This window comes from Halofilum ochraceum (genome assembly GCF_001614315.2).
Taxonomy (GTDB): Bacteria; Pseudomonadota; Gammaproteobacteria; order XJ16; family Halofilaceae; genus Halofilum; species Halofilum ochraceum.
Genome location: NZ_LVEG02000001.1, coordinates 724,130 through 735,968 on the forward strand (window position 1 = coordinate 724,130; position 11,839 = coordinate 735,968).

Consider the following 11,839-nt stretch of genomic DNA (forward strand, 5'->3'; position numbering starts at 1 on the left):
GGCCATGCGTGTCGGTCGTCCGGGCTCGCGCCTGATGAGCGAACGCGCGGTCGATCTCGAACTGGTACGGCGGGTCCAGCGGGGCGAGCGCGCCGCGTTCGATCTGCTCGTGCAGAAATACCAGCATCGGATCGCCCACTTGATTGCGCGCTACGTGCAGGACACCTCCGAGGTGGAAGACGTGGCCCAGGAGGCATTCATCAAAGCCTATCGCGGACTGGCGAATTTCCGCGGCGAGAGCGCGTTTTATACCTGGCTGTACCGGATTGCGATCAATACGGCCAAGAACCACCTCGTGTCGGCGGGGCGCCGGGTTCCGGATCAGGGGGTCGACGCGGCCGATGCGGAACAGTACGACGACGGGGCGCTGTTGCGGGATGCCGATACCCCCGAGCGGACACTGATGACCGGTGAGATCGAACGCACGGTGTACAGCACGATCGAATCACTGCCGCCGGAGCTGCGCGAGGCGGTTACCCTGCGTGAAATGGAGGGACTGTCTTACGAGGAGATCGCCGCCGTAATGGATTGTCCGATCGGCACCGTGCGGTCACGGATATTCCGTGCGCGCGAAGCGATCGATACCGCAATCCGGCCGCTGCTCGATGAGACGGGAAAAAGCGATGACGAGTAAAACCGAATCGATGACGGGTGAGGAAGCGCTTTCGGCGCTGGTCGACGGAGAGCTCGCGGCCCTGCCGCGGAACCGGATGGTCGGACGCCTGATCGAGGATCCGGAACTGCAGGCGCGCTGGGCGCGCTACCACGCAAGCCGTGCGAGCTTCGAGGGGGCGGACCCGGGGCTGATCGGCGCCGATTTCAGCCAACGCGTATCGGCCGCGGTCAGTGCCGAGCCTGCGATCGCGTCGCCCGGCCAGCTGGGCGGCATCCGCCGCGCGCTGTGGGGCCGCGCGGGCGCCGCGGTCGCGGCCGCGGCGGTCATTGCGACGATCGCCGCGGGCGGGCTGCTCGTATGGCGTGATGGCGTATTCGAGGAACCGGCGCCGGTCGTTGCCGGCGGCGAGCGCGACGCGATCGGTGTGGCCAGCGGGGACGCGGCGCCGCTCGTGAGCGGGACCTTCGGGGATGGCCTGGCACCGGCCGAACAGGACCGCGTCCGGCAACGCCTCGCCCTCTATCTCAACAGCCATAACCGGTTTGCCGATGCCGGGGATATGCCCAACGTGATGCCCAGCAGCCGCCTGGTCGGTTTCAATGCGGAGCGCTGATCCCGGCCTGCGCTGGTCGCCGCTTGCGGCGGTACTGCTGACGATGCTGCTCACCGGGGCCGCACCCGCCCGGGCGGCGGATGAAGCGGGCGCCTTGCTGATGCGCATGGCGGCAGCCATGCGCGAGCAGGCCTATGAGGGCACGCTGGTCTACGAGCATGGCGACCGCCTGGAATCGATGGCGATCGTCCACGGCTATATCGACGGTCGGGAGTATGAGCGTCTGCGCGTGCTCAATGGGGAACCGTTCGAGATCATCCGCGAGGGCGAGAAAGTCACCTGTGTCTGGCCGGCCGAACGCCGAATGCTCGTGGATCAGCGCCCGGGCGATCTGCTGGCGCCGAAACCGCCACGCGATCTGCGCGCGCTGCCTCCGAATTACCAGGCCGAGCTTGGTGAAACGGCGCGCATCGCCGGGCGCGAGTCGCGGATCCTGCGAATCCGGGGCGAGGACCGCTATCGTTACGGCTACCGCATGTGGATCGACACGGAGACCGCGCTGCTGTTGCGCTCGGACCTGATCGGCCGCGAGGACATGGTGTACGAACGCATCATGTTCACGCACATCGAACCGCTCGACACGGTCGGGCGCGAGCGCTTCCAGCCCTCGCTGGAGGGCGAGGCGTATAGCCGTCACGGCGATCCGGCGGCGGATTCCACGCGGCTGGAGAATCCGGACTGGAAAGTGACCGATCTGCCGCCTGGATTCCGTCTGGTCTCCCACCACAACCAGGCCATGCCGCCGCACGGCGAGGCCGTCCAGCACTCGGTTTACACCGACGGTCTTGCGTCGGTGTCGATCTTCGTCGAGCCGGCGGGCACGGATGCCATGCCGCTGCGCGGCCTGTCGCGCATGGGGGCGGTGCATGCATTCGGACGCGAGGTCGAAGGCCACCAGGTGACGGTCGTGGGCGAAGTGCCGGCCGCGACCGTCAAGCGGATCGCGCGCGGCGTGCGCCGCCGATGAGCACCGGCGACGCGCCGGTATGGCCGCCTTCGGGGCCAGCGGTGCGTGTGCTATGATCGGAGGCTGTCGGTTGGCTGGCCGACCGGCGGTCTATTGCAGTCGCGCCGGGGACGTCCCCTGAGGGATCGGGAATCGCAGGAGCCCGGTTCCGTGCGGCGGGAATGGACGGGACGATCCGTTTCCGGGGACCAGTACATCACGCCGATCCTGCCGTCCGAATACGCCGATTCCAGGGTTGATCCCGCCGGGAGGCCACACACCGTCATGCTGCAGACCGTTTATGCCCGCGCACTCGCCCTGGCCATTTGTCTCCTGGCCGTCCCGGCAACGGCGGTGGCCGAACTGCCGGACTTCACGGACCTGGTGGAAGAGCAATATCGCTCGGTGGTGAACATCAGTACCAGCCGGGAGATCGAACCGCAGCGCGGTGGCCTGCCGCCCGGGTTCGACATGCCCGAACTCGAGGACTCCCCGTTTGGCGATCTGTTCCGGAAGTTCTTCGGCGAACGCGCGCAACCGCGCAGCCGGGATACCGCCTCGCTGGGATCGGGTTTCATTATTTCGAGCGACGGGTACGTCCTCACCAACGGTCATGTGGTTGCCGAGGCCGACGAGATCATGGTGCGCCTGCACGACCGGCGCCAGTTCGAGGCCGAGCTGATCGGCACCGACCGGCGCAGCGATGTGGCCCTGTTGAAGATCGACGCCGAGGGGCTGCCGGCGGTGACGGTCGGCGATCCGGACGATCTGGAGGTCGGTGAGTGGGTCCTTGCGATCGGGTCGCCGTTCGGGTTTGATCACTCGGTCACCGCGGGCATCGTCAGTGCGAAAGGGCGCAGTCTCCCGAACGACAACTACGTCCCGTTCATCCAGACCGATGTGGCCATCAACCCCGGCAACTCCGGTGGCCCGCTGTTCAACCTCGATGGCGAGGTGGTCGGAGTCAACGCCCAGATATTCAGTCGCACCGGCGGTTTCATGGGGCTGTCGTTCGCGATCCCGATTGACGTCGCGGTCGACGTCGCCGACCAGCTGCGGGAAACGGGCAAGGTCGCGCGCGGCTGGCTCGGCGTCGTGATCCAGGAGGTGACGCGGGACCTCGCGCAATCCTTCGGCATGGAGCGCGCGCGTGGCGCGCTCGTGGCGCGGGTGCTGCCGGATTCACCGGCGGCAAAGGCGGGCCTGCGGGTCGGCGACGTGATCGTCGGATTCAATGGCGATGAGGTACCCCGGTCGAGTGCATTGCCGCCGATGGTGGGGCAGACCCCGATCGGCTCGAAGGCCGAACTCGACATCGTCCGCGATGGGCAGCGCATGACGCTGCGCGTGACCATAGGTCGCCTGCCGGGTGAATCCGAACTGGCCGGGTACGGTGCGCCGGACACGGATGGTGACGAGGATCCGCAGAGCGCGCCGCGGGAAGATGCCGGCGAGCGGCTTGGCATGCGGGTCGCGCCCGTGAGCGACGCGTTGCGCGAACAGCGCGACCTTGGACCAGGGGGCGTCGAGGTGGTCGAATTGTTGTCCACGCCCGCGGCCGGCAGCGGGCTCCGCCAGGGTGACGTGATCGTGATGATGAACTCCCGGCCCATCGAGGGCGTCGAGGACTTCGCCCGGCGAGTGGCCGAATTGCCCGGGGGACGGAGCGTGGCGCTGCTGGTCGAGCGCGACAGCGGGCCGCAGTTTATAGCCATCGAGGTGCCCGAGGCCGAATAATGGCGGGGCGTCTGGTTCTGTACACGCGCGCCCGCTGCGGTCTCTGCGATGAGCTGCTGGCAGGGGCCCGTCCGATCGCCGGGCGGTTCGGTTTCGATATCGACACGGTCGATATCGACCGCGATCCGGAGCTCGCCCGCCGCTATAACACCGCAATCCCGGTGCTGGAACTCGACGGCACCGAAATCGCCCGTTACCACCTTGACGCGGATGCGCTTGAACGCGCGCTCGCCACGGCCCCGGATACCTGATGCAGCAGATCCGCAACTTCTCCATCATCGCCCATATCGACCATGGCAAGTCGACGCTGGCCGATCGGTTCATCGAGAACTGCAGCCTGCTCACCGAGCGCGAACGCTCGGAGCAGATGCTGGATTCGATGGACCTCGAGCGCGAGCGCGGTATCACGATCAAGGCCCAGGCCGTATCGCTGAAGTACACAGCGCGCGATGGTCAGGAGTACCTGCTCAACTTCATCGATACGCCCGGGCACGTCGATTTCTCCTACGAGGTCGCCCGCTCCCTGCAGGCCTGTGAAGGCGCGTTGCTGGTCGTGGACGCTTCGCAGGGCGTGGAGGCGCAGAGCGTCGCCAATTGCTACACGGCAATCGGACTCGACCTCGAGGTGATCCCCGTCCTGAACAAGGTCGATCTGCCGGCCGCGGACGCCGACCGCGTGGCCCAGGAGATCGAGGACGTGATCGGCCTGGAGGCGCTCGATGCGGTCCGTGTATCGGCCAAGACCGGTGTGGGCGTGATCGATCTGCTGGAGCGCCTGGTTCAGCAGGTGCCGCCACCGCAGGGCGATCCGGACGCGCCCACCCAGGCACTGATCGTCGATTCGTGGTTCGACCAGTACGTCGGCGTCGTCTCGCTGGTGCGGGTTTTTCAGGGGCGCCTGAAATCGGGCGAGAAGATCCAGATGATGTCGACCGGGCGGGCTTACCATGTCGATTCGGTCGGCGTGTTCACGCCGCGGCGCGAGTCGCGCGATGCGCTCGAGGTCGGCGAAGTCGGGTTCCTGATCGCCGGCATCAAGGACATCGACGCGACCAAGGTCGGCGATACGATCACCTCCGCATCGAATCCGGCCCCGGAAATGCTGCCCGGTTTCCGCGAAATCCGGCCCAACGTGTACACCGGTCTGTTCCCGATCAGTTCCGATGACTACGAGGCGTTCCGTGACGCGCTCGGCAAGCTGCGCCTGAATGATTCGTCGCTGCATTACGAACCAGAGGTATCGCAGGCCCTGGGCTTTGGTTTCCGGGTCGGTTTCCTTGGCATGCTCCACATGGAGATCGTCCAGGAGCGGCTGGAACGGGAATACGGTCTCGATCTGATCACCACCGCACCGACCGTGGTGTTCGAGGTGCTCACGACGGACAACGAGATCCTCAACGTCCATAACCCGTCCGAACTCCCTGCTGTCACCTCGATCGCCGAGATCCGTGAACCCGTGGTCGAGGCCAACCTGCTCATGCCGCAGGAGTTCATCGGGGAGGTCATCAAGCTCTGCGTGGAGAAACGCGGCGTCCAGAAGAATATGGCCTATATCGGCAACCAGGTCTCGATGGTCTACGAGTTGCCGCTTGCCGAGATCGTGCTCGATTTCTTCGATCGCCTGAAGTCGGTCAGCCGCGGCTATGCCTCGTTCGATTACGAATTCAAGCGATTCGAGACCTCAGATCTCGTACGCCTGGACATCCTGATCAATGGGGACCGCGTCGATGCGCTGTCGCTGATCGTGCATCGGGCCAAGAGCCAGCAGCGCGGCCGTGAACTCGTGGATCGTATGCGCGAGATCATCCCGCGCCAGATGTTCGAGGTCGCCATTCAGGCGGCGATCGGCAACCACATCATCGCGCGTTCCACGGTCAAGGCGATGCGCAAGAACGTCACGGCGAAGTGCTACGGCGGCGACGTCAGCCGCAAGCGCAAGCTGCTCGAGAAACAGAAAGAAGGCAAGAAGCGGATGAAGCAGGTGGGCAAGGTCGAGATACCCCAGGACGCCTTCCTCGCCGTGTTGCAGGTCGAGAAAAACCAATAATACGCCCGCTGCCGCCGGCGCGGTCCCGACGGGCCGCAAGTGCGCTGACCGGAGAGTGTCAATATGGGGCTGGATTTCGAAGTCATCCTTGTACTGGCGACCGCCGTATCGGGCCTGATCTGGGCCATCGATGCCGTGGTGTTCGCCGGTGCCCGGCGCGCGCGATCCATGGAAAAGACCCATGGTGCCCGCGCGGATGCGATTCCGGATCCAGCGCTGGTCGAATACGCGCGCTCGTTCTTCCCGGTCCTCCTCATCGTGCTGGTGCTGCGGTCGTTCCTCGCGGAACCGTTCCGTATCCCCTCGCCATCGATGCTGCCGACCCTCGAGGTCGGCGATTTCATCGTGGTGAACAAGCTGTCGTACGGCGTCCGGCTTCCGGTCACGCATACCGAGATCATCGATACCGGCTCGCCGGATCGCGGCGACGTGGCCGTGTTCCGCTATCCGCGCAAGCCGTCGATCAATTACATCAAGCGGATCGTCGGTCTGCCGGGCGATCAGATCGCGTATTACAATCGGCGCCTCTTCATCAACGGCGATCCGGTGCCCATGGAAAAGGTGGGTGAATATCTCCCGGCGGGCCAGAACCGCGGCGCCGAGCTGCTCGAATTCCACGAGCGGATCGATGGCACGGTGCATTCGGTTCTGCTCGATCCGGATGGTCGCAGCCCCGAGGGTGAGTTCATCGTTCCCGAAGGACAGTACTTCGTGCTCGGCGACAACCGCGATCACAGCAACGACAGCCGCTCGTGGGGTTATGTCCCTGAGGCCAACCTCGTCGGTGAGGCCGAATTCATCTGGATGCACTGGGATTGGAACGGCGGTGGGGTAGACTGGTCACGGATCGGCAATGGTATCGAGTGAGAGACTGTGAAAGTATTCTGCGTCGTCGCGAGCGAGTGGCACGGCGAGCCGATTTGGCCGATCATTCGAGAAGCATAGTGGGTCTTATGTGACGAGAAGGATCGGTCAAAGCGGCCGCCGTGGCGCTTGCGCAGCAGGCGCATGAATACTTTTATAGTCTCTGGGGAGATTGCGATGATCGCGCAACGCCAACGCGGGATGACGATGTGGGCCATGCTGGGCGTACTGATCGTCGTCGGCTTCGTATTGCTGGTCGCGGTTCGCCTGACCCCGGTGTATCTGAACTACTGGAGCGTTATTTCAGTCGCAGAGTCGGTGCAGGAAGATACCCGCAGTGATGATGACATGGCCGAGATCTGGGAGAAGGTGCGCGTGCGCTTCGGTCTGAACAACCTGCGCTCGCTGGAGCCGCGGGAGGTCATGGATATCCGCCGGCGGGACGGCGGTCTGGAGATCCATGTCAACTATGAGGAACGCCGGCCGCTGCTGGCGAATGTCGAACTCGTGGTGAATTTCGACCGCAAGATTTCCCGCTGACGCGATGGAACCGATGGAACGAATCGCGCAGGCGCTCGGGCACGACTTTTCCGAGCCGGACCTGTTGCGTGAGGCGTTGACGCACCGCAGTGCCGGGGCCGCGAACAATGAGCGGCTCGAATTCCTCGGTGATGCGTTGCTGAACAGCATCATCGCGATCGAACTCTACCGCTTGCGGCCGGCATCGCCGGAGGGCGAACTCAGTCGCCTGCGGGCGGCGCTGGTGCGCGGTGAAACCCTGGCCGGAATCGCCCGCGAGATGGGTCTCGGCGAAGCCCTCGTGATGGGTGAGGGCGAGCGCAAGAGCGGTGGTCACCGGCGCGCATCGATCCTGGCCGATGCCTTCGAGGCGCTGGTCGGGGCGATGTTCCTGGACAGCGATTTCGAGACCGTGCGCGCACGCGTGCTGGCCCTGTTTGCGAGCCGCCTGACGGATCTCCCGAACGCCGACGAACTGAAAGACCCCAAGACGCGCCTGCAGGAGTATCTTCAGAGTCGTCGCTATTCACCGCCGGCCTACGAGGTCATCGAGGTGACCGGCGCGGACCATGCGCAGCAGTTCACGGTCCGCTGTCGTATCGAGGCGCTGGACTGTGAACGGCAGGCGACGGCCCGCAGCCGCCGCAAGGCCGAGCAGCAGGCGGCACTGACTTGTCTCGAAGCGCTCGCGCAGCACCACTGAGAGATCCAATGGTTCGGGAGGAACACGTGAGTCAGACCCGTTTCGGTGTTGTCGCCGTCGTCGGCCGTCCCAACGTGGGCAAATCCACGCTGGTCAATCGCCTGATCGGCGAACGGCTGTGTATCACCGCGTCACGCCCGCAGACGACCCGCCACCGGATCCTCGGCATCGTGACAGAGGGCGATCTGCAGATCGCCTTCGTCGACACGCCGGGCCTGCACGGCAATGCGCGCCGGCAACTCAATCGCAGTCTCAACCGCGCCGCGACCGCCGCCATCACGGGGGTCGATGTCGCGCTGTTCGTCGTCGGTGCCGGGCGCTGGGATGATGACGACGCGCTGGTGCGCGACCGGTTGCGAGAGGCCGGTGTCCCGGTGATCGGGGTGGTCAACCAGGTCGACCGGATCAAGGACAAGAAAACCCTGCTTCCATTCCTCGAATCCTTTTCCGGACAGCTCGACATGGAGGCGGTCGTGCCGTTGTCCGCATGGACCGGCGACAATGTCGAGGGCCTGTGGAGCGAACTGCGTGAACGGATTCCCGAGGGCGAGCACCAGTTCGAAGCGGACGACCTGACCGATCGGGACGAACGTTTCCTGGCGGCTGAACTCATCCGCGAGCAGCTGACGCGCCGCATGGGCCAGGAAGTGCCCTACGCGCTGACGGTATCGATCGACCGCTTCGAGGCGATGGAGGATGGGCGCACCGGCATCGACGCGATCATCTGGGTGGAGCGCGAAGGCCAGAAGGCCATCGTGATCGGCCGCAGTGGCGAGAGCCTCAAGGCGGTAGGGTCCAGCGCCCGCCAGGCGATGCAGCGGCTGTTCGGTACCGGGATCCACCTCGAGCTGTGGGTCAAGGTCCGCGCCGACTGGTCCGACGACGCCCGCGCACTGCGCCAGTTCGGCTACGAGACGGAATGACCCCCGCACGCGGCGAGCTTGGCCGCGGCTACGTTCTGCAGACCCGGCCCTGGCGCAACACCAGCATGCTCGTGGAGGCCCTGACCGCCGATGCCGGGCGCATCGGCCTGGTCGCGCGCGGCGTGCGCAGCCGCGGTAACCGCACCCGGCCGCTGCTGGAACCATTCCAGCCGCTGCTGATGGCCTGGACCGGCCGCGGGGAACTGCGGACGCTGACCACGGTGGATGCCGAACGCTGGCGCGCGCCGCCCGCCGGGCGTGCGCTGCTGGCCGGTTTCTACTGCAGCGAACTGGTCATGCGCCTGCTCGGCCGGGACGACGTCAATCCCGAGGTCTTCGAGGCCTATGACGCGGTGATTACGGCGCTCGCCGATAACGGGCCGGCGGAACCGGCCCTGCGGCGTTTCGAGATCGAACTGCTGGATGCGCTCGGCTTCGCGCCGCCGCTGGATTGCGATGTGGGTACGGGGGAACCGGTCCAGCCCGATATCGACTACGATTTCCTCGTCGAGCATGGGCCGGCACCGGCCTATGGACCGGCCGGATCGGAGGCGCTGCGGGTATCGGGTGCGCACCTGCTTGCGATCGCGCACCGTGAATTCGACGATGCCGATGTACTGCGTTCGGCGCGACGGATTCTACGCGCGAGCCTGGCGCCGCACCTCGGCAGCCGGCCCCTGAAGAGCCGGGAACTGTACCGTTCGATGTACGGGGGAGGGAGCACATGAGCGATACCGTGGTCCAGGCACGTGCCGAGGCGGTGGTGCTGGAGCGCGACCCGGCCGCCAAATGCGACGCGGCGGCGGCGCTGTATGACGATGTCCGTAACGATCGCGTTCCCCTCCAACACCCGGATACGCCGCGGCGATTCGAGATCCCCGGCAGACCGGAGCGCCCGGCACTGGTCTCCCCCCGTGAATTGCCGCGTCGCGGCCTCGGCAGCGAACCCGGGCGGGCCGCGTTGCTGCACGCGCTGGCGCACATCGAATTCAACGCCATCAATCTCGCCGTCGATGCCGTGTACCGGTTTCCGGACATGGAACGCGATTTCTACGTCGATTGGGCGCGCGTCGGGGCCGACGAGGCGCGTCATTTCGGGATGCTGCGTGGTCTGCTCAATGACCGCGGTTACGATTATGGCGATTTCCCCGCCCATAACGGCCTTTGGGAAACCGCGGTGAAAACGGATCACGATCTGCTCGTGCGCATGGCACTGGTGCCACGGGTGCTGGAAGCGCGGGGCATCGATGTGACGCCGGGCCTGATGAAGAGCCTGCGGGGCGTGGGCGCCGAAGATGCCGTCGCCGCGCTCGACGTGATCTATCACGATGAGATCGAACATGTGCATATCGGCAACCGCTGGTTCCATGCCGCGTGCGGCTGGGCCAATCAGGAGCCGCGTGCCACGTTCAACAGCCTGATCCGGGAATACATGAGCGGCCGTATCAAGGGGCCTTTTGATCGCGAGGGCCGGCTGCACGCCGGTTTTACGGAAGAAGAACTGGACGATCTCGAGGCCCTGGCGGCCGAGGGCACATGATCCGCGTGCCCGTCTGAGATGCTAGCCTGCCACGCATGACGATCCTGATGCTCATCGCCGGGCTTGTGCTGCTGATTGTCGGTGGCGATCTGCTTGTACGCGGCGCTTCGAGCCTGGCGGCGGCGTTCGGCATCCCGTCGCTCATAATCGGCCTGACCGTGGTCGCGTTCGGTACCAGCTCGCCGGAACTCGCGGTCAGCGTGAAGTCGGCCCTGGGCGGTCAGGCGGATATCGCCGTCGGCAACGTGGTCGGCAGCAACATTTTCAATGTGCTGTTCATCCTCGGTCTGTCGGCGCTGATCGTGCCGCTGGCCGTATCGAGCCAGTTGATCCGGTTCGACGTGCCGCTGATGATCGGGGTCTCCTGCGCCGCGCTACTGATGGCGCTCGATGGCGCCATCGGCCGGTTCGATGGCTTGATCCTGCTGGTCGGACTGGTCGTCTGGATCGTCCTGCTCGCGCGGCTCGGACGCGACGAGGCGGCGGCCTCCCGGGACGCGGCCGGCCCGCAGCCGTCGAGCCCGCCGGCGGGAGGCTCCGGTCTGGCACGTCACGGCCTGAACCTGGCCCTGATTGCGGTCGGACTGGTTCTGCTCGTGTTCGGGTCGCGGTGGTTCGTCGACGGCGCCGTGACGTTTGCGCGCTGGCTGGGCGTCACCGAGCTGGTGATCGGGTTGACGGTCATCGCCGCCGGGACCTCGCTGCCCGAGGTGGTCACCTCGATCATGGCGAGCCTGCGCGGGGAGCGGGATATCGCCGTTGGGAACGTGGTCGGCAGCAACCTGTTCAATATCCTCGGCGTGCTCGGCCTCAGCAGCGTAATCTCGGCCGAGGGACTGGCGGTGGCCGCCAACGCGTTGTGGTTCGATCTGCCGATCATGATCGCGGTGGCCGTCGCCTGCCTGCCGATATTCTTCACCGGCGCCAGGATCGCTCGCTGGGAGGGCGGACTGTTCCTCGCCTTTTACTTCGCGTGGACGGGCTGGCTGGTACTGACCGCGACCGGCCACGCGGCGCTGTCTCCGTTCAATGCCGCCATGACCCTGTTCGTCCTGCCGCTGACCGCCATCACTCTGGCCGTGCTGGCGTTCCGTGGTTGGCAGGGAAATCACTGAGATCGACGGGCGGCAGGCCGCGGATCGCGAGCAAGCTCGCTCCTACATGAATCCTGCTACCGCAGCGCGAATACACCTGTAGGAGCGAGCTTGCTCGCGAACCGGCGTCCAGTGGCATCCTCCCGGTCGCACGACCCCGGTTCGAAAGACGCAAACGCGGGCCGGCGCCGTGCGCGGCGCCTACGCGGACCGGAGGTTCCGCGTCGCAGCTTCGAG

At 65.7% G+C, this 11,839-nt stretch carries 13 protein-coding genes; all 13 read left to right on the plus strand.

Annotated features, from left to right (window positions below):
- The first annotated feature begins 34 nt into the window (after positions 1-34).
- The 13 genes from rpoE to A0W70_RS03315 all read left to right on the plus strand — a co-directional run bounded on the left by rpoE (position 35) and on the right by A0W70_RS03315 (position 11,623).
- Positions 35-634 (plus strand): RNA polymerase sigma factor RpoE, encoded by a 600-nt coding sequence (rpoE, locus tag A0W70_RS03255; RefSeq protein WP_070988297.1) that lies wholly within the window; start codon positions 35-37, stop codon positions 632-634.
- Positions 624-1,229 carry a sigma-E factor negative regulatory protein gene (locus tag A0W70_RS03260; RefSeq protein WP_070988194.1) on the plus strand — a complete coding sequence of 202 codons (606 nt, stop codon included), beginning with the start codon at positions 624-626 and terminating at the stop codon, positions 1,227-1,229. Before rpoE ends, A0W70_RS03260 begins: the two co-directional genes overlap by 11 nt.
- On the plus strand, positions 1,216-2,196 hold the full coding sequence (locus A0W70_RS03265; protein ID WP_070988195.1) for a MucB/RseB C-terminal domain-containing protein: 981 nt from the start codon (positions 1,216-1,218) through the stop codon (positions 2,194-2,196). The genes A0W70_RS03260 and A0W70_RS03265 overlap by 14 nt, the downstream gene beginning before the upstream one ends.
- A gap of 264 nt (positions 2,197-2,460) precedes the next feature.
- Positions 2,461-3,912, plus strand: coding sequence for a DegQ family serine endoprotease (locus A0W70_RS03270; protein ID WP_070988196.1), 1,452 nt, complete (start codon positions 2,461-2,463; stop codon positions 3,910-3,912).
- Positions 3,912-4,163, plus strand: coding sequence for a glutaredoxin family protein (locus tag A0W70_RS03275; protein WP_070988197.1), 252 nt, complete (start codon positions 3,912-3,914; stop codon positions 4,161-4,163). Before A0W70_RS03270 ends, A0W70_RS03275 begins: the two co-directional genes overlap by 1 nt.
- Complete coding sequence (gene lepA, locus A0W70_RS03280) at positions 4,163-5,959, plus strand: translation elongation factor 4 (protein WP_070988198.1); 1,797 nt, start codon at positions 4,163-4,165, stop codon at positions 5,957-5,959. Before A0W70_RS03275 ends, lepA begins: the two co-directional genes overlap by 1 nt.
- 63 nt (positions 5,960-6,022) lie before the next feature.
- Positions 6,023-6,826: a signal peptidase I gene (gene lepB / locus A0W70_RS03285; RefSeq protein ID WP_070988199.1), complete on the plus strand. Its 804-nt coding sequence runs from the start codon at positions 6,023-6,025 to the stop codon at positions 6,824-6,826.
- Positions 6,827-7,000: 174 nt separating this feature from the next.
- Positions 7,001-7,363: a DUF4845 domain-containing protein gene (locus tag A0W70_RS03290; protein WP_070988200.1), complete on the plus strand. Its 363-nt coding sequence runs from the start codon at positions 7,001-7,003 to the stop codon at positions 7,361-7,363.
- A gap of 4 nt (positions 7,364-7,367) precedes the next feature.
- The gene (gene rnc / locus A0W70_RS03295) at positions 7,368-8,045 is read left to right on the plus strand and encodes a ribonuclease III (RefSeq protein WP_070988201.1); all 678 of its coding nucleotides are present in this window, start codon (positions 7,368-7,370) and stop codon (positions 8,043-8,045) included.
- A 26-nt stretch (positions 8,046-8,071) separates the two neighbouring features.
- A complete protein-coding gene (gene era, locus A0W70_RS03300; RefSeq protein WP_245675795.1) occupies positions 8,072-8,968 on the plus strand; it encodes a GTPase Era in 897 nt (298 codons plus the stop codon).
- Positions 8,965-9,696 carry a DNA repair protein RecO gene (gene recO, locus A0W70_RS03305; RefSeq protein WP_070988203.1) on the plus strand — a complete coding sequence of 244 codons (732 nt, stop codon included), beginning with the start codon at positions 8,965-8,967 and terminating at the stop codon, positions 9,694-9,696. The genes era and recO overlap by 4 nt, the downstream gene beginning before the upstream one ends.
- Positions 9,693-10,508, plus strand: coding sequence for a ferritin-like domain-containing protein (locus tag A0W70_RS03310; RefSeq protein WP_070988204.1), 816 nt, complete (start codon positions 9,693-9,695; stop codon positions 10,506-10,508). The genes recO and A0W70_RS03310 overlap by 4 nt, the downstream gene beginning before the upstream one ends.
- A gap of 35 nt (positions 10,509-10,543) precedes the next feature.
- Complete coding sequence (locus tag A0W70_RS03315; RefSeq protein WP_070988205.1) at positions 10,544-11,623, plus strand: calcium/sodium antiporter; 1,080 nt, start codon at positions 10,544-10,546, stop codon at positions 11,621-11,623.
- Positions 11,624-11,839 lie beyond the last annotated feature (216 nt).

Coding starts and splice junctions, on each gene's coding strand:
- A0W70_RS03260 (WP_070988194.1), top strand. CDS start 624: ATGACGAGTAAAACCGAATCGATGACGGGTGAGGAAGCGCTTTCGGCG.
- A0W70_RS03315 (WP_070988205.1), top strand. CDS start 10,544: ATGACGATCCTGATGCTCATCGCCGGGCTTGTGCTGCTGATTGTCGGT.
- A0W70_RS03290 (WP_070988200.1), top strand. CDS start 7,001: ATGATCGCGCAACGCCAACGCGGGATGACGATGTGGGCCATGCTGGGC.
- A0W70_RS03270 (WP_070988196.1), top strand. CDS start 2,461: ATGCTGCAGACCGTTTATGCCCGCGCACTCGCCCTGGCCATTTGTCTC.
- A0W70_RS03275 (WP_070988197.1), top strand. CDS start 3,912: ATGGCGGGGCGTCTGGTTCTGTACACGCGCGCCCGCTGCGGTCTCTGC.
- lepA (WP_070988198.1), top strand. CDS start 4,163: ATGCAGCAGATCCGCAACTTCTCCATCATCGCCCATATCGACCATGGC.
- recO (WP_070988203.1), top strand. CDS start 8,965: ATGACCCCCGCACGCGGCGAGCTTGGCCGCGGCTACGTTCTGCAGACC.
- A0W70_RS03310 (WP_070988204.1), top strand. CDS start 9,693: ATGAGCGATACCGTGGTCCAGGCACGTGCCGAGGCGGTGGTGCTGGAG.
- rnc (WP_070988201.1), top strand. CDS start 7,368: ATGGAACCGATGGAACGAATCGCGCAGGCGCTCGGGCACGACTTTTCC.
- lepB (WP_070988199.1), top strand. CDS start 6,023: ATGGGGCTGGATTTCGAAGTCATCCTTGTACTGGCGACCGCCGTATCG.
- A0W70_RS03265 (WP_070988195.1), top strand. CDS start 1,216: ATGCGGAGCGCTGATCCCGGCCTGCGCTGGTCGCCGCTTGCGGCGGTA.
- rpoE (WP_070988297.1), top strand. CDS start 35: ATGAGCGAACGCGCGGTCGATCTCGAACTGGTACGGCGGGTCCAGCGG.